Raw genomic sequence first — 17,597 nt, forward strand, 5'->3', positions numbered from 1 at the left:
GTAAAATAATAACTGATTACAACTAGAAAAGAGGAACAATATGACAAAACCAGCAGGTTTTTGGGTACGACTGTTAGCAAATATTATAGACAGTTTGGTTATTGGTATACCGGTCGGCACAATAGCTTACATCGCGACAGGAAATTGGGAGAATGAAGACTTTTCAACTCCTTTATCCATATTATATTCTTTATTGATACCTATCTTGTGGTACGGTTATACAGTTGGCAAGCGAATTATGAATGTGCGGATTGTTAAAGTGGATGGCAGTAAATTAGGCATTGGGGCTATGTTAATGCGTGTCATAGTAGCAGGTTTAATTTATGTCGTAACCCTTGGTATCGCGGCGATTGTCAGTGCGTTTATGGTCGGTATTAGAGAAGATAAACGCTCTTTACATGATCTCATTGCCGGAACATACGTAACGTATAATGCTCCTGGTGATGAGAATGATCTTGTTGGAAATGAATAAGCTATAAATAATATAAACCCTCGTGTGAACGTCGCATGGGGGTTTTGTTTTATGAAAAAGGATATTTTTGTAATTTGTCGAATGATTAATAACAAATATCTTTATAAGGAGCTTATATATAGTGGAAAATCTTTTGAGAAAAAGCGCGTTTTATGGATTCTTAGTTGGTATCGGTTATGCCATTCTTTTTACGAAATATAAAGAGACAACCGATTTGGGAGAGGGTCTTTCTGAAACGATATATCTACCCGTTATGGAATACGTCATTACAGTGCTTCAATACGGAGTAGGTGGAGCCGTTGTAGCTTTGCTAGGGAGCTGGCTTATAGGGAAGCGAACGAAGGTAAATCAAGACGCTGTTAAAACGTATTATCTTGAAGTGTTTTTAGGGATTTTTGTTTTCTGTTTAATAATGGGAACGCTTTTCAATTTGTAAACAAGCAATTACCTTTGACTCACAAAAAACATTATTTAAAATTGTAACATTTTTCCTATCTGACTCGTCATAAATAGTTATAGAGACAGGGGGCAACTGACGATGAGAAAGGCTATTTATATTTTTCTTATTACCACCTTATTATTAGTATTGGCTGCTTGCAGCAGTAGCGAAGATAAGTCTTCGTATGAAAGTGCTGATTCGTCTAGCGACAAAGAAATGTCCAATGTAGTATCAGGTGATGCGGACGGTGAAACTGAAAGTGAAGTGGCAACAGAAGAGTCGAGCGAAACAAAAACAGAAGCTCCCGTAGTGGCATCAGACAGAATGATTATTCACCAAGCGAGCTTAAGTGTTAACGTAAAAGATTTAGACAAAGCACAAAGCAATATCGAAAAAAAGGTTGATCAATATGGTGGGTATATTGTTGAATCGAACGTCTATCAAGAGGATGATCAAACAAGTAGTGGCAGGATGATTGTTCGTATTCCAGAAAAGAATTTTGAGAAGTTCCTTTTAGAAGCTGAAGGAGTAGCGGCTGAAGTTCTTGAGCGTAATGTAACTGGGCAGGATGTTACCGAGCAATTTGTGGATTTGGAATCTCGCGTGAAATCTAAACGAGCGGTAGAAGAACGTCTTCTGGATTTTATGAGCAAGGCACAAAAAACAGAGGACCTGTTGAAAATTTCTGCAGATTTATCCGAGGTACAAGAAGAAATTGAAGTGATGGTTGGTAAGATGAAGTATCTTGAAAATCAAACCTCTTTTTCTACAATCGAACTATCGATGTATGAAAATCGGGTAGTAGTTCCTGAAATAGAAAGTAAAGAATTGAATACATGGGAAAAAACTAAAAAACAATTAGCTACAAGTACCAACTCTTTATTGTCAGCGGGCTCAGCACTAATTGTGTTTTTCATTGGTAACTTGCCAGTGCTCCTCCTTTTAGGCGCTATCGGATTTATTGTGTTCTGGATTATTAAGAGACGATTGGGACATGAACCGAAAAAATAAATAAACGCAAAAAAGCAGCTAATGAATATGGCTGCTTTTTCTATTGACTGGGTTTTTATAAATTTGCCCAAATAGCTACTTAATTGAATGATTATTTATTTTACCTTTCAAATAACTAACAATGACTAGCAGCAAAGGAAGACCAGCCCAAAGTGGAAGCAAATAAGGCATACCCACTTTTGCAGGAAACAGGATGGAGACTTCGACAACATTTCTCGGTATTAGAGAGAGAATATAGACAATACTGGCAATGTAAAATATAAATCTTCGGCGACTCTTTTTTTGTGTATACCTAGAAAATCCATAGCTCGTCACAAATAAATACAAACAAATTTTAAGGAAAATGCTCAAAATCCATACGGTGATCACAATGGAATCTAAGTTTTGGATAATGCCAAGTATGGAAATATAACGCTCTAACATTAAGAAGGGATAAAGCTGGGAAGAGGCGATAGTAACTCCAAAGGTCGCAATAATAAAAATGACTGTAAAAAGATAGAGAACACCGCTGATTAAAATGCTCATCATTAGATATTTTTTCTTCTTAATATGATCTTCACTCAAATTATATATCCACACAACCAAGACACAATCTGTCAGGAATCCGGCTGGAGAGAATGAGCCACTAACAATGTTTAAGATCCCGCTATCATAAAATAGAGGCAGTAGGTAATGTAGGTTTAGGTTGCCGATACCTAATAAAGATGGAACGATGATACCTAATATAAGAAGTGGTCCGAATATCTCTGCTAGACGCCCAACAACACCAATGCCATGAAAAGTAGGATAAATTGCTATGGCAAGGATGAATAAAATAATGACGCTAACCGGAGTTTTAGGCAAAATTGAGCCAGAAATAAATTCTGCATATTGTCTGAGGATGGCAGCTAAGACAATCGTAAATGAAATTAATAATACGATAGAAAAAAAACGACCAATCCATTTGCCTAGAATTTTTTCGATGATGATATGAAAATCAATGTTCGGATAAGTAGAGCAGACTCTAATTGCTGCCCACATGGAGAGGAGTGAAATCAAAGTCGCCAAAATCGCCGATATCCATGCATCTTGTTTTGCAACATTAATTGCGGCGGATGGTGTAAGCAACATGTTCATAATTACCTGCATGCTTAAAAACAGCCAAAATAATTGTTTGTGTGTCAATGCATGATTATTCATATGAAAGTCACCTACTTTTTATCGTTTATCGATATGAAGATTTGTAACTCCAGTGTTATTTATATTGGTATCAACTTTTACGGTCACTTCAATATTTCTGAATTTCTGGTCCCAATTTTGTTTTTCTTTTGTTGATTCTTCTGGGTATTTGCGGTGGAATGCTTCATAAAACTGAAACACATCAGCGTTCAAATTTGTATGAACTTGGTCCAAAAAGACGTTGATATCTGCTTTTATTTTTTCGTTAAACTCTTTTTCTAGCCGGTCAATTACTGGCTGTTTAAAGATATCCAGGTTTGTTGTATTTTGAAGAATTTCTAAGTCCGCTTTCACCTTAATCTCCATTGTCCAATTCCCGTCTTTAATTTTAGGAAGGTATTTATATGATTTCCTAATAGAAACTGCGGACATTTTACCCTTGGTTCCTTCAGGCGATAAAGAGATGGGTACATCTGTCTTAGGGAAGACAATCCAATGGCTGCCTACATCCATATCACCAGTGAGGATCTTCACCAATTTCCCATGATGGATAATAGCAGAACCATTCACTGCAAACGCCTCTATTTTCTCTGTTGCGGTATTAATTTCATTTGTGTAACTGACAGGGATTACTCCTGCCTGAGAGTGATTCACGAGCATTCCTGCCAATTCTTTCAAAGTAACAGACTTTAAATATTTATCTTTAGGGAGTTTGCTAAATAATTCAGCAATATTTAACTTGATGAACTTTTCAAGTAATGGTTTGGCTTGATCCTCACTTATATAAATTTGTGCTTGTCCCCTAGGTTCAACTGTTCGAACGATAAAGTCAGTCTGTTCAACTAATCCGTTTTTAGCAAGCTCACTGCTGAAAACGAACATATTTGAATGTCCCCAGAATATTCTTCTTGGAACCTTTGTTTCAAGCTCGGTAATGGCATCTGAAAATGTGTCACCTGTCGTAGAAATAGTATAGGTATTTTGGCTTGATCCAGTTTGCTCACCACTTGAACCTCCGGATGGGTTAGGCACATAGAGTAAAAAAGTAACTTCTATTTGGTTGTCTTCGATCTGATCAATACCGGTAGCAATGACTATCGCAAGATCATTCACTTCTTTTACGTCCCAACAACCCGCCAAAAATATCACTGAAAAGATGACCGGAAACAGAACTTTTAGTTTTGATGTACTGATTAAATGTTCCATGGATTATCCTTCTTTTCTTCGTTTCAGATTATATGACGAATATAGACTGGGTCTTTTTTTCATAAATTTAAGTGGAACTCGTATGAATACATCTCTCAATAATGAAGGGTCATTTGGAGCGAGAGGAGCCATATAAGGGACGCCAAATGAACGCAAAATACAAAGATGACTAACTAACAAAATGACACCTAGCATCATTCCCACTAATCCGAGAACTGCTGAGAGAAACATGATGGGAAAAGGAATCCATCTAAGGGCCACACTTATTGAGTACTGTGGCAATACAAAGGAAGAAATGCCAGTAATGGCTACAATCATAACCATTGGTGCTGATACGAGTCCTGCTTGTATTGCAGCTTGTCCGATAACAAGTGTTCCAACAATACTTACGGTGGAACCCATTTGTTTAGGCAATCGAATGCCGGCCTCTCGGAGTACTTCAAAAATAACTTGCATTAATAAGGCCTCTAAGAATGCAGGAAAAGGAATTTCTTCTCTACTTTGCGCTATTCTGAGAAGCAGTGTGGTAGGGATCATTTCTTGATGAAAGGTTAAAATTGCAACATAAGCAGAGGGAGCTAGTAACGCGACGATAATAAAAACGTATCTAATCCATCGAACAAGAGTACCGTTAATGAATCGTTCATTGTAATCTTCAGGCGATTGCATGAGAGTGAAAATGGTAACAGGGACAATTAACACAAATGGTGTGCCATCTATAAAAATAGCTACTCGGCCTTCTAATAGACCTGCAGCAACTACTTCTGGTCTTTCTGTCGATTGGACTTGCGGAAAAGGAGAATACCAAGTATCTTCAATCGCTTCTTCTATAGCTGCATTGGATAAAATGGCATCAACATCAATCGTTTTTAATCTCTTTTTCACTTCTTCAACGATTTCCGGTTTAGCAATACCTTCAATATAAGAAATGAAGATGGAAGTATGAGAATATGTACCGGATTCAGATTGCATCATTTTTAAAGAAGGTGTCTTAATTTTTCTTCTAACCATAGACAGATTAGTTCCAATCGATTCAATAAATCCTTCTCGGGAACCGATCACAACTGATTCAGCTTGCGGTTCTTCAATAGATCTTTTTTCATATTTTGAAATTCTATAAGATATAGCTGTATTCTCTGTGTCGTTAAATAAAACAGCATTGCCATCTGAAAGTTCATCTATAATTTCTAGGGTGCTTTTCAGAATCTTTGTATTTGAAACATTTGTTACGTGAGTTAGGATAACGTCCAATTCAAGATGTAAGAGTTCTGTTTTTAGTAGAGGTTTGATAATATTTTCATCAATCTTTGTATCATCTGCTAGCCCACTTATATAAAGAAGCAACAGGGAAGTGTTGTTTGAAGAAATTGGGTGGAATATAACATCGTCACAATTCTGATAAATTTCCTTAAGGATTCTTGTTTTGTCCTCGAGAAGTGATGGTATATTTTCATTCATTTTAACTAAATTCTTTAAATGAATATCAGTTTTTTTCATCACTATACCTCTTCCTTACAAGATAATTAAATTATTCCCGATTAAAAGGGGGATTATTCAAAGGATTTTCTATGAAATTAAGTGGTAGTTCCCGACATGAACCGGAAAAATAAATAAACACAAAAAAGCAGCTAAATATGGCTGCTTTTTCTTTGATTCTACTACTAATACATAAGATTCGGTTCTTAAACATTTAAGTAATGTTATGTTTGGCAATGAAAATATTATCTCTACTATAGCGAAGTTACTATTAGAGGGTATTTAGAAGTAGTTCCTTTACTCCTGATTAAACTGATTCTGCTACCAATAAGCTTTCTAATATAATGAATGAAAGAATTGAATGGAACGATTAACTATGAGTAAATGAATTGAAAAAAGGCACGCAAAAATACAAAGACGTGCCTTTTTTTCAAGAGAAATTATTCGATTTCAAACGTATACGTTGCTTGGAACTTGAAAGATCCAGTGTACACTTGACCAAAACCAAAAACTGAAACGCGTGTTACATCGTCATACACAAACGATAAAGAAGAATTAGCTAAAATTGTTCGCGTAATGTTTCCAGAACTTCTTTCAAATATGACGTTGATTCCATCATCACTAAAGTTTTCAATGGTACCAGCTAAAACAACTGGTATTGAATTTGGTTCTACATCAAAAATAATGTTGGCATCTGTGTTAGACTGACCAGCGAAAGGGACACAATTTTCGAAAGTCAATGTTTTAGAGCGATCATTTTCAGGTCTATCTGGACATTTGCTGCATGAATGTTGGGAGAAATTATTTTTATTAGACATCTATTTTCACCTCCTTTTTAATAGAGTATGAGATTTGAAAAGATAATCTTGGGCTTGTCGTGAAAAATAGTTTCCATACAAAACTCAAAACTAGATTTCAATCTATAAATAAGTAATTGGTTGGTAGTTAAGACAAAGTTAAAACACGGGTATTTTAAAAATTTTTCCATCAAAAAAAGCCCTTTTCAGGACTTTTTAGTGCCTTGTTAGCAATATATGTTATGCAATACTAGTTTGGTGTAAGAAATCTCATCTACCATATTTTCGATTTGTTCTTTTGATAGCTCATATGAATCCATGATGAGCACAGCTGAAATTGTGCATCAATGTTTTTCGTTTCCCAAAGCCCCATCGCGAGAGGGTGTTCTGTACTTGTCGTGCCCTTCAAAAAAGGTGTTTTGTGTAAAAGAAACGAATAGGTAAAGAAGTTATAAAAAATCATATCAAACAGGATTTTCACTGGTATGAATTTAAAACGATTTACCTTCATTCTTCAAAACTTGATGACTCCGATAGTAGTATGAAAAAACAAAATCTCTTGTATTCGATTAAGAAGGATACCGTCATTTTGCCATTGTTTGAAGTAGCTCAATTGTTAAAAGGTAAATCTTCATATCCTACTCTATTAAGTTATGTAGAAGAAATGATTCAAATAAATTTAACTTCAAAATAGTGAGTAAGTATTCGTATTTAATAAACACTGCCGAAGGAGATGTAGAAATGATGCAAAAAAAAGTGGATTTAGCAATTAATTTACGAAATGCAGGTCGGAAAAAGGAGTCAAATGAATTACTTGTGAAATTGGTGGAAAATTCCCCTAAGGATGCCTTTATTAACTACCAATGTGCATGGAGTTTTGATATTTTAGGAGACGAGTCCGAAGCCGTTCCCTTTTATGAAAATGCCATCAATTTTGGCCTATCTGGAAAAGATCTTGAGGGAGCCATAGTAGGATTGGGGAGTACTTATAGAACATTAGGTGAGTATGAGAAATCTAAACAAGTATTACTAAAAGGTGTGGACCTATTTCCAAACAATAAAGCAATCCAAGTGTTTTATTCTTTGACTCTTTATAATTTGAAAGAACATGATCGTGCGATGGAGTTGCTACTTACATGTTTAATCGATACATCTTCAGATAATGAGATTTTGAGTTATAAGAAAGCACTCAATTTCTATTCAGACAAACTGAATGAAACTTGGAAGTAGGTTGGAATTGGAGTCTTGACGTCAAAGTAAGGTAATATATGTAATCCAGTGCTGGATAAGTTACATGAGTTTATTGAATTGCTCAGTAAATAAGGTAATTGGCATGCTGACTGGCATAAAGACGGGTGTAATAAAGCAATTAAATGACGATACAACTCTTGTTTTTTATAAGAAAATCAGGCAGTCCTAAGGTAGTCGAAACTGTTTAATCTAGACAATGTTTATAAAATCGATAATGTCATTAAGGGCGGTGCTATGGTTATTAATTTCCCGAACTTTAGAATAATAGAAGTTTCAAAAGATGCAAAAGGAAGGTATGTAAAACTAGAAATTCAACTTCCAGAGGGACTTTCAATTATACGTTGGGAATTAGATCAATTTACGTTTTTACAAATTAAAGAAGTGGTTTCTAAAAAACATTTCGATTCGTTAGCGACCGACTACAGTTACGAGCTAGTACCTTACACTAAGGGGTATCAAGAGAACAATATCATGACGTTCAATGGAATTATAAGATGTATTCAAGGCAATCGGATGTTACGTATTGAATTTGTTTGTTCAAAGAGATTTGCAGGGAATATGGTTTGGTTCACAAATGAAGTTCAAAATATAGATGATATAAAACATCTATTATGGCGTGAATAGTCTTATATTAACTACTTCACTAATTAAGATGCAAAAATACGCTTATTGATTGTCTCATTCAAGGAGATTGTCAATTAATTAGCAGAAGAATATCGTTATTTCAAGGTCATAATACATAGATTACAAACTAAAATAGTATAATATTTAAGTCTTTATACTTATAAAAAGTAAAAAAGTATTCAGAATCTTGCATTCATTTAAATAATAATGTGCTATAATTTGGATATAATAGTTAAGAAGGTGCAAGAAATGCAAAAATATAAAATTTTTGATATCAGTTTGTTTGTAAGCAGCTTAATTGTGGGCTTATTATTTGTACCTTTAGAAGTAGATTTGACAAAATATCTAATCGTGAGTGCCATTTACCTCGTTTTTTCTGTTATCTATTCCAATCTTAGAATCAAACATGGCAATGGAACTGGAAGTTATGACTATGGGGTTTCCTATACTCAATCTATGTCTCTATTTGCTGGTCCATTAGGGCTGTTATTTTATGAAATAGTACATCGGTTCATTATTTTTTTTCAACGGAAATATGCAAAAACTGCAGATGAGAATGAATTTACGGATACGTTATATAACATCGGTTCTTTCACGTTATATCACACTGTCGGGTACCTCTTCTTCTTTGCATTATATCCATATGTAGAAACAATTCCATTTGGCTTCTTTCTACTCTTCTTTGTGTGTTCTGTGATTATTAGTTGGCAATCCGATGCTCTTCTTGTTTGCGCTTTTTATTTAAGTGGAAATATCCGTACTTGGTCAGAAGTCGTGCGGTTTTTTAAAAACAGGAGCATATTAGATACTGGAAAAGTTGCCATTACAAATGGACTTCTATTTTATTTCGTCATGGAAAACCACTGGGACATGTTGATTGTTTTCTTCATAATGAATTATATCGTAAGCAAGTCCTTCCTTTCTAAACATGAAACGATTCAAAATGAGATAGAGCGAGACCGCTTCCGTGAAATGGCTTATACCGATTTCATGACAGGGTTATCTAACCGGGCGATGATGGATAAACAGATGGTTGAAATTAATGGCACGAATGAAGTACTTGCCATTGTGGTTGCAGATATTGATAAGTTCAAACATATCAATGATTCATACAATCATGCAATCGGAGATCATGTTATCCAACATTTTGCTGGAGTCTTAAAATCCCATACTAGTAAGGAAGATTGCGTGTTTCGAAGTGGTGGAGAAGAATTCACGTTGTTCTTGCGAAGTCGTAGTTACGAAGAGTGTCTGGAAATTGTTGAATCTGTCAGAAGTCATGTAAGTGCTCATCCAGTCCATGTCGAATACAAAGGCTCAGAAGCAGTCATCCCATATACAGCGTCATTTGGCTTGTATTTCGATAAAATGACGGAAGAATTGCCAATGGAGCGAGCGTATATTTACGCAGATCAACTATTGCTAGAAGCAAAAGATCTCGGGCGTAACCGAGTGAATGTAAGTGATGGTCAACGAGTTATGATTCATAGCTAATATCAGTCCCCTCAACATTGTTGAGGGGATTTTTTTAATCTGCACACCCTCGTTTGACTTTGGGTGGTTTACCCTCTAAACTAAAAAATATCGGTTTAGGGGGTAAACTAGTTTGGATAAGAGAATACAAGAAGCAGTTTCACTATTTGAAGAAGTCTTAATTTACGGAACGGAACGGGTGATTAAAAGTGTCGACGATCCACTTTGGAAAGAATATTCACCTGAACAAATTCAAGTGTTGAAACTGATTCACAAAGAAGGCGAAATTACATCAGGTAGACTCGCTATTTTGCAAGGCGTACATAAGAGTGCCATTTCAAACCGTCTAAAGAAACTAAAGGAAAAAGAGTTAGTAGACACTAAACCTTCAGGTGATAAACGTGAAAAAATTCTCGTGTTAACTCAGCAGGGCGAAATAGTAATCAAACGTTCAGACGAAGTTTTACACGAATATATTGGGAAATTAATGTCTAATCAAGTAAATGATCAGGAAATAGATCAGTTTTTAGTGACGTTTCGCAAGTTAAGAAAAATTTTGAAAATGAATGGAGTCTAACAGATGACTGCGATATTACGATGGAAATGGCCGATTACCATTGGTTTACTAGCAATTACGATTGTATTGTTCCTAATCGCCCCGAATTTAACGGAACAAGCTGAAAAAGCGGGATCATTCCAATTGTCTAAAGATGCTTCTTCACAACAAGCAGCCCAAATGCTTGAGGATGCAGGGGAGAGTGACCAGACGATTTCCGTCGTAGTGGAACTGGATCAAGCATTAACAGATGATGTCCGAAACCAATTGAGCACAATGGTGGACGATATCATATCTCTTGGGGACACGGTGACAAGTGTATTGAACCCCGTAGAAAGTGATGAGCTAGAAAGTCAGCTCATTTCTGAAAATAAAAAGACCGTGCTCATTCCCATTACAGTCGATGGTACAGATGAAGAAGTAAATCAAATTGCAGAAGATATACGCGCAACTGTTATTCCGTCAGACATGACGGCTTATGTAACAGGATTATCTATCATAAATAGTGATGTAAATAAAAGTTCTCAAGAAGGCTTAAAACGTACTGAAATCATTACCGTCGTATTGATTTTCGGTTTATTACTTGCGGTATTCCGTTCTATTGTTACACCATTCGTTCCATTAGTAGCGGTTGGGATTACTTATCTGCTGAGTCAGTCGTTAGTGGCATTTTTCATAGATTGGTTTGGCTTTCCAGTTTCGAACTACACACAAATTTTCTTAGTAGCTATTTTATTTGGTATTGGAACGGATTACTGTATTTTACTGTTGAGTCGTTACAAAGAAGAATTATCAGCCGGACATGAAGTTAAACAAGCAATTGTAAATACCTACAAAACTGCAGGACGGACTTTGCTCATTAGTGGTATTGCTGTCTTTATTGGATTCTTTGCAATCGGTTTTGCAGATTTCCCGATATTTAAATCTGCTGTAGCAGTAGCGGTCGGAATTGCCGTCTTATTACTCGTCTTATTTACCGTCGTACCAGTGTTGATGCTGGTATTGAAAGAAAAACTATTTTGGCCGTCTAAAAAATCGGCATCGCATAAAGACAGCAAACTATGGGGACGGATGAGCAAGTTATCGATCAATCGCCCCGTAGTCTCTATACTTGTAGTGGCCATTTTAACGGTTCCGTTATTGCTGACTTACGACAATTCATTGTCGTTTAACACGGTCGATGAAATCGGCGATGACTATGAATCAGTCAAAGGATTACGTGCGATTGAAAATGGTTTTGGAAAAGGAGATTCCTTGCCTGTCCAAGTCATCATTAAGGCAGATGAAAAGCTTGCAAACGAAGAAATGATTCCATACGTAGAGCGTTTAAGTCAGCGTTTTGAACAAATAGAAGGCGTTGAAAAAATTCGTACCATTACGCGTCCAACTGGTGAAGTTATTGAGGATTTGTATGTTGATCGACAACTTGGATTATTAGCAGACGGATTAACTGATGCTCGCGAAGGATTAAGTGAAATCGGTGAAGGTCTTAATCAAATTCAAAGCGGGTTAGCTGGAGGAAACGAAAGTGGCGGACTCGGTGAAGTCGCGGCAGGTATCGGTCAGTTAAATGAACAATTAACGCAGACGACACAAGGTTTGCAACAGACTGGCAACGTCCAACAAACGATAGGTGCTTTGACAGCGATCAGCGGACAACTTGGTCAAATCCAACAAGGACTTGAAAGTGCGGGTGGAGATGGAGAAGGATTGTCTCAGTTGACGGAAGGTATTGCTGCATCAAACGAAGGACTTACGGAAATTACAGATGGCTTGGCTGAAGCCAGCAACATGATGAATACAATGAGTAAGAGTGACAGTGTGCGTGATACAGGAATGTTTATTCCCGCAGGTACGCTTGAAAACGAAGATTTCGCTCCAGTCTTAGAGCGCTATACATTCGCAGAAGGCAACGGGATTAAAATGGAAGTCGTTCTTTCCGATGACCCTTATTCACCAGGAGCAATCGATACTGTGCACCGATTGAAAGAAGCGGTCGCATCTGAAGTGAAAGGTACTCCATTTGAAGATACCGATATCGCATTTGGCGGAATTTCCAGTATTAATAGTGATTTAGCGGACATCTCATCAAGCGATTTCTCAAACACTGTCATCATCATGTTGATCAGCTTGTTTGTGGTGTTAGCTATAATGTTCCGTTCGGTGATTATGCCATTATTCATGATTGGCTCATTGTTGTTAACGTACTTTACGTCAATCGCAATTGCAGAGTTGATTTTCGAGAATATATTAGGCTTTGACGGTATTAGCTGGGCAGTACCATTTTTCGGCTTTGTTATGTTAGTCGCACTCGGTGTCGATTATTCCATATTCTTGCTCGATCGTTTCCGTGAAGAAGCCGAAAGCGGCATAACTGTTAGAGAAGCGATGCGTGTATCGATGACGAAAATGGGAACCGTCATCATCACAGCTGCTATTATTTTAGCAGGAACATTTGGAGCGATGATGCCTTCAGGCGTATTGAGTTTAATGCAAATTGCTTCCATCGTAGTCATAGGATTACTGCTTTATGGCTTAATTGTCTTGCCGTTACTAATTCCAGCAATCACGGTATCGTTTGACCGCGGTGTATGGTGGCCATTCGGAATGAAAAAGAAAAAATAATCACACAGAAAGCCCTTCGGATATCATGCCGAAGGGCTTTCGTTTTGTATAAGTAAGAGAGAGAAGCCTAGGTGAGAATGTTTACAACCCCATTGGCAATTGAAACAACAGATAGTTGTTGGTCCATTGTTGACATTTGATGACTATTTTTTCGTCATCTTTTTTGAAGAAATAATTTAATTCTTGTTGCTCAACAAATTCCCAGCCGTTTTGAGTCATCCGTTTTTTCAAGGATTGTTCCGCCAGATCTTTCGAGTCATCTGTTACAAACCATAAATAGCCGTCTTGTTGCGTTACTTTCGAAAGGGGTAAGTTAGAGGTTGAACCTAGATTCGCCACTTCGTACTTCGTTTTATTTTCAAATGGAAGTTCTGGGTAATGGAATTTCGTTGAAAGAGCAGCACTAATGGAAACAATAAGTATAATAACAATTAGCAGCATCCACTTTTTCATATCACCACTCACCCCAATCCATTCCCGAATTCTTGACTTATTGATTAGACTGTTTAACCCTTCGGAAAGTTCCAACATTTCATTAATTTCCCAAAAATATTTTTTTTAACTCTTATCTTGTTGTTGATAAAGGAAATTGACATCAAAGAAAATAATTAATTGAAGAGTAATGCAGGGATTCTCCAACTTCTCTCGAAAGGTATTGAGGAGAATGTAGAATCTGGAGGAGGCAACTTATGTACCATACAATTGATGAATTTTTAGCGGAATGGACGTACGAAAGTGACTCAACTCAAAAAATATTAGACTTATTAAACGATGATTCGTTATCGACACAAGTCAAAGAAGGAGAACGCTCGTTAGGTTTCTTAGCATGGCATATCGTCGTCACTGTACATGAAATGATGTCACGAGTCGGTCTCGAATTTGATGCTCCTCAATACGATGCAGCAGTACCAGTGACTGCACATGAAATTGCTCAAAGATACCTCCAGACGAGTAAGGATTTGACGGAAGCAATTCGTACACAATGGACAGATGCTAATCTTTCTGAAGAACACGATATGTATGGCGAAACATGGTCGAGTGCTACAACTCTCAATGTATTAGTCAAACACCAAATCCATCATCGTGGTCAGTTAACCATTTTGATGCGTCAAGCAGGTCTTGCTTTAATCGGCGTATACGGTCCATCGCGTGAAGAATGGGCGTCTTATGGTGGAGTAGCTCCAGAATAATAAGTCCGAAAGCAACTTCGAAAATGAAGTTGCTTTTTGTGTTCAGCTTAACCCGATGAATGTAAAGAACCCTTTACATTCATCGGTTTTTTATTTATTATTTATGTAAAGAACTCTTTACATAAGGAGGCGTGAAATTTGCCAGTATTAAATCGAATAAAAGACATACGAACAGCTCATGGCATTACGCAAGTTCAGATGGCATTGGACTTGCAAATTACACGTCAAACTATTACAGCTATTGAAAATAACAAATACAATCCGAGTTTGGAATTAGCATTAAAGCTAGTGAAATATTTTCAAGTATCCATCGATGAAATCTTTGAGTTGAAGGAGACAGACAAATGAATTTGATGAATATCCTGATTCTCACAAAGGACCCGCTTGAAGGACAAGGGTTAAAGTGGATTATTACTTCACAACTTCGAGATATTAAAGTGGATGTTGTGGACGACGTGGAACAATTCTCCAAACAAGTGAAAGAATGCGCAGTTGATTTCTTAATTGTGGATCTTGATTTATGGGCGTCACAAGACTCGTCTTTCTTGCCACTACAGATGCAATGGCTTGGTATTTCTTCTGAACGAACGTTCCAAACGGCCTATCGAGCACTAAAACATAAAGCAGAAGACTTGTTGTTCCGACCTTTTCAACCAGAACACTTGATTAAGCATGTACAGCAAGCCCGTTTTCGTTTGCGCAATGACAAGGAGGGGTCTCCTCAGCTCAAATCCGCTCAAGAGTCTATGCTGACCTATGAGGATTTATTATTAGCTGAAACATACCCCAACACTCCCGTGTTAATGAGTGCGATCGTACCTTCAAATGTTGAAGTTGGATCGCAATTAGTAAGAGCACTAGAAGAGTTTTCGTTTCCTACAACATTTCACGTTTTTCCGTTCTCGGATTTTGTTCTCGTTATCCATCGATTGGTGGAACATGAAGAACTTCAAGAAGGTTATCGCTCCTTTTTTGCTTCATGGAAAAGTCAGTCTGAAGAGTTACTATCTATTTATCTGTACGAATCTACAGAAGGTAAGAGTATGCGTGACTTATACCAAAAAATGCGTCGTTTTCAAGAACGTATTTTTTATGACGGATACGATATTTTGTCAGTAGAGTTGACCGACTTAACATGGAGAGACCTTGATCCATTTTTGTCCCCTTTGGAACAACGAACATGGATTGAAATGTTAGAAAAGCAAGACTTAAAGCCGATTCGGGAATGGTTAGAGCAAGACTTCCTGACACTTGAAGCACCGTATCCAGACCCAGAAATGGTACGTATCCGTCTAACCAGTGTCTTGGCACAAATGAGAAGATATATGACCGCAAAGTCGATTAGCAATGGACCAATCGAAAAACACTACCATCGTTTATTTCAAGACATCATTCAAGAGCCTGTTATGTATCACATTATTCAAAAGCTGGGCGATTTCACTTCAAAGTTAATGAATGAAACAAGTTTCCATGAAGAAGGAAACGCCAATTTTTCTGAAAAAGTGCGCGCGATGATGGAATCAAATTATTGGGATTCTAATTGGAACTTAGCAACGTGTGCGGAGGCACTCCATATAAATAAAAGTACGTTGAGCAGAAAGTTTTCTCAAAGTACAGGAAATAAATTTCGAGACACGCTTCAAGAAATTCGAATAAGAGAAGCCAAGCGTTTATTAAAAGAAACGAAGGCACCACTTGAAGAAGTAGCGAGATTAGCAGGCTACACACACCAAACGTATTTCAACGCAAAGTTTAAAGCTGCAACAGGTCAAACTCCGTCTACTTATAGGTTTGATTGACCATGAACGTCATTAATGTCACGTACGAGTATCTTTCCATATATCTAAGGTAAGGCATTTTTCGGGAGATGATATGGTGACTATTTGGATTGATGTTTCAGTTGGTAAACGGCAGCTTAAGCTTTATAATGCAAGTGTATTATTAAAAACGTATCCAATTGCAGTCGGTAAAATGTTAACACCTACGCCAACTGGTAATTACATCATTATTAATAAAGAATATAACCCGGGAGAACCTTTTGGAGTTTTATGGATGGGTTTGTCTAGGCCACATTATGGAATTCATGGAACAAACAATCCTTCATCAATAGGTAAAGTGGTTTCGCACGGATGTATAAGAATGTTTAACGACGACGTGACTGAACTCTCATTCTTGGTACCAATAGGAACAAATGTTTATATACACCGCTGAAGAATTGCGAGTGTACGCTAAAGACAATAGATGGGAGAGTTATCAAGTGGGACAAAAAAATAACATATACATAAGAGAATTCGTAACTGATGATGCCGAGTCATTATTAGAATTAAATCTAGCAAATCGAACAATATTCGAAGCGATTACACCTGTATCAAACGATGATTCGTTTTATATACTAGATGCCCATTTGAAATTAATCGAAGGCTGGAAGCAGGCAAAGAAACTAGGGAGTCGTTATGACTTTGGTATATTTGAAAGCAGCAATAATAAGCTTATTGGCATGATTGCTCTTTATAAATTTGGTGCATCCGAAAAATGTGTATTGGGATATTCATTAGATAAGGGGCATCATGGGAAAGGTTATGCTACTGAGGCAGTCAGATTAATACTTGAGATTGCGTTTAAGAAATTAGGATTTCATAGAGTTGAAGCGGGAGTCATGCCTAGAAATATAGGGTCAGCGCGAGTATTAGAAAAATCAGGATTTGTTAAAGAAGGGCTACTAAGAGACTATCTTAAAATCAACGGAATATGGGAGGACCATTATATGTTCTCGATCCTTGAAAATGAATTTTATTAAAGACCGTTTAGTAATTTTGATGAAGCAAAAAAGCCCTCATAGCGACGAATAATTGGTTTTTAATTGGAAAAGGGATACAATAGAGTAACTTATGGTAACGAAATATTCATAATTAGAATAGAGGATAAAATAGTGCCGAGCTGTCAAGCCTGTAATCATAAATGGAGTTTTATAGATACTTTTAAAATTGGCCTTCAATCCAATGGAAAGAAATGTCCTAATTGCGGAGAAGAACAATATATATCTAAAAAATCAAGAACCAAGATTAGTATTATGACTCTAGTTACAGTAATGCTTGGAGTTTTTGTCGGTATACTATTTGAGCAAGACTTTGGAGTAGTTTTAATTAGTTTACTTCCGATGATTCTAGCCTTTACATTTACCATTCTTTACTCGATTGAATTGTCTAATACGAACGAACCGATGTGGTAAAGAATTAGAAAAGATTAATAGATCTCTTATTATTCAAATCATCAGAGACTTCAGTAGGTGCTTTATTCTCGCCCATTAACTGTAAAGAAG

19 protein-coding genes are annotated in these 17,597 nt (G+C 36.8%); 14 read left to right on the forward strand and 5 right to left on the reverse strand.

Translation table 11 applies throughout. The features are described from left to right. Positions 1–40 precede the first annotated feature (40 nt). From AC1DOS_RS01785 to AC1DOS_RS01795, 3 genes are all read left to right on the forward strand, one after another. Entirely contained in the window at positions 41–472 is a 432-nt protein-coding gene (locus AC1DOS_RS01785; protein ID WP_477536189.1) for an RDD family protein, read from the forward strand. A 121-nt stretch (positions 473–593) separates the two neighbouring features. Next, positions 594–908 (forward strand): hypothetical protein, encoded by a 315-nt coding sequence (locus AC1DOS_RS01790; protein WP_477536190.1) that lies wholly within the window; start codon positions 594–596, stop codon positions 906–908. A 102-nt stretch (positions 909–1,010) separates the two neighbouring features. Then, the gene (locus AC1DOS_RS01795) at positions 1,011–1,922 is read left to right on the forward strand and encodes a DUF4349 domain-containing protein (RefSeq protein ID WP_477536191.1); all 912 of its coding nucleotides are present in this window, start codon (positions 1,011–1,013) and stop codon (positions 1,920–1,922) included. 75 nt (positions 1,923–1,997) lie between these two features. Here the strand turns inward: AC1DOS_RS01795 and AC1DOS_RS01800 are convergent, their stop codons facing one another. From AC1DOS_RS01800 to AC1DOS_RS01815, 4 genes are all read right to left on the reverse strand, one after another. Continuing rightward, positions 1,998–3,101 carry a GerAB/ArcD/ProY family transporter gene (locus tag AC1DOS_RS01800; protein ID WP_477536192.1) on the reverse strand — a complete coding sequence of 368 codons (1,104 nt, stop codon included), beginning with the start codon at positions 3,099–3,101 and terminating at the stop codon, positions 1,998–2,000. 18 nt (positions 3,102–3,119) lie between these two features. Then, the gene (locus AC1DOS_RS01805; protein ID WP_477536193.1) at positions 3,120–4,286 is read right to left on the reverse strand and encodes a Ger(x)C family spore germination protein; all 1,167 of its coding nucleotides are present in this window, start codon (positions 4,284–4,286) and stop codon (positions 3,120–3,122) included. A gap of 3 nt (positions 4,287–4,289) precedes the next feature. Next, on the reverse strand, positions 4,290–5,783 hold the full coding sequence (locus AC1DOS_RS01810; RefSeq protein WP_477536194.1) for a spore germination protein: 1,494 nt from the start codon (positions 5,781–5,783) through the stop codon (positions 4,290–4,292). Positions 5,784–6,202: 419 nt separating this feature from the next. Further along, positions 6,203–6,580 carry a hypothetical protein gene (locus AC1DOS_RS01815; RefSeq protein ID WP_477536195.1) on the reverse strand — a complete coding sequence of 126 codons (378 nt, stop codon included), beginning with the start codon at positions 6,578–6,580 and terminating at the stop codon, positions 6,203–6,205. Positions 6,581–7,303: 723 nt separating this feature from the next. Here AC1DOS_RS01815 and AC1DOS_RS01820 point away from each other — a divergent pair. From AC1DOS_RS01820 to AC1DOS_RS01840, 5 genes are all read left to right on the forward strand, one after another. Continuing rightward, the gene (locus AC1DOS_RS01820; RefSeq protein WP_477536240.1) at positions 7,304–7,789 is read left to right on the forward strand and encodes a tetratricopeptide repeat protein; all 486 of its coding nucleotides are present in this window, start codon (positions 7,304–7,306) and stop codon (positions 7,787–7,789) included. A 255-nt stretch (positions 7,790–8,044) separates the two neighbouring features. Beyond that, the gene (locus AC1DOS_RS01825) at positions 8,045–8,434 is read left to right on the forward strand and encodes a hypothetical protein (RefSeq protein ID WP_477536196.1); all 390 of its coding nucleotides are present in this window, start codon (positions 8,045–8,047) and stop codon (positions 8,432–8,434) included. A gap of 249 nt (positions 8,435–8,683) precedes the next feature. Continuing rightward, entirely contained in the window at positions 8,684–9,928 is a 1,245-nt protein-coding gene (locus AC1DOS_RS01830; protein ID WP_477536197.1) for a GGDEF domain-containing protein, read from the forward strand. 112 nt (positions 9,929–10,040) lie between these two features. Then, complete coding sequence (locus AC1DOS_RS01835; RefSeq protein ID WP_477536198.1) at positions 10,041–10,484, forward strand: MarR family winged helix-turn-helix transcriptional regulator; 444 nt, start codon at positions 10,041–10,043, stop codon at positions 10,482–10,484. A 3-nt stretch (positions 10,485–10,487) separates the two neighbouring features. Further along, complete coding sequence (locus AC1DOS_RS01840; RefSeq protein ID WP_477536199.1) at positions 10,488–13,088, forward strand: MMPL family transporter; 2,601 nt, start codon at positions 10,488–10,490, stop codon at positions 13,086–13,088. An 81-nt stretch (positions 13,089–13,169) separates the two neighbouring features. On the opposite strand, the gene AC1DOS_RS01845 is transcribed toward AC1DOS_RS01840, so the two are convergent. After that, on the reverse strand, positions 13,170–13,541 hold the full coding sequence (locus tag AC1DOS_RS01845; protein WP_477536200.1) for a hypothetical protein: 372 nt from the start codon (positions 13,539–13,541) through the stop codon (positions 13,170–13,172). Positions 13,542–13,777: 236 nt separating this feature from the next. Between AC1DOS_RS01845 and AC1DOS_RS01850 the strand changes: the two genes are divergently transcribed. The 6 genes from AC1DOS_RS01850 (at position 13,778) to AC1DOS_RS01875 (ending at position 17,507) form a co-directional block, all read left to right on the forward strand. After that, on the forward strand, positions 13,778–14,278 hold the full coding sequence (locus AC1DOS_RS01850; RefSeq protein ID WP_477536201.1) for a DinB family protein: 501 nt from the start codon (positions 13,778–13,780) through the stop codon (positions 14,276–14,278). A 138-nt stretch (positions 14,279–14,416) separates the two neighbouring features. Beyond that, positions 14,417–14,626 (forward strand): helix-turn-helix transcriptional regulator, encoded by a 210-nt coding sequence (locus tag AC1DOS_RS01855; protein WP_108585961.1) that lies wholly within the window; start codon positions 14,417–14,419, stop codon positions 14,624–14,626. Continuing rightward, positions 14,623–16,077, forward strand: coding sequence for a helix-turn-helix transcriptional regulator (locus AC1DOS_RS01860; RefSeq protein ID WP_477536202.1), 1,455 nt, complete (start codon positions 14,623–14,625; stop codon positions 16,075–16,077). The genes AC1DOS_RS01855 and AC1DOS_RS01860 overlap by 4 nt, the downstream gene beginning before the upstream one ends. A gap of 76 nt (positions 16,078–16,153) precedes the next feature. Further along, complete coding sequence (locus tag AC1DOS_RS01865; RefSeq protein ID WP_477536203.1) at positions 16,154–16,489, forward strand: L,D-transpeptidase; 336 nt, start codon at positions 16,154–16,156, stop codon at positions 16,487–16,489. A 46-nt stretch (positions 16,490–16,535) separates the two neighbouring features. After that, entirely contained in the window at positions 16,536–17,075 is a 540-nt protein-coding gene (locus AC1DOS_RS01870; protein WP_477536204.1) for a GNAT family N-acetyltransferase, read from the forward strand. Positions 17,076–17,207: 132 nt separating this feature from the next. Next, positions 17,208–17,507 (forward strand): TIGR04104 family putative zinc finger protein, encoded by a 300-nt coding sequence (locus AC1DOS_RS01875; protein WP_477536205.1) that lies wholly within the window; start codon positions 17,208–17,210, stop codon positions 17,505–17,507. Positions 17,508–17,597: the final 90 nt, after the last annotated feature.

The sequence above is a fragment of the Paenisporosarcina sp. P5_A11 genome, assembly GCF_056400705.1.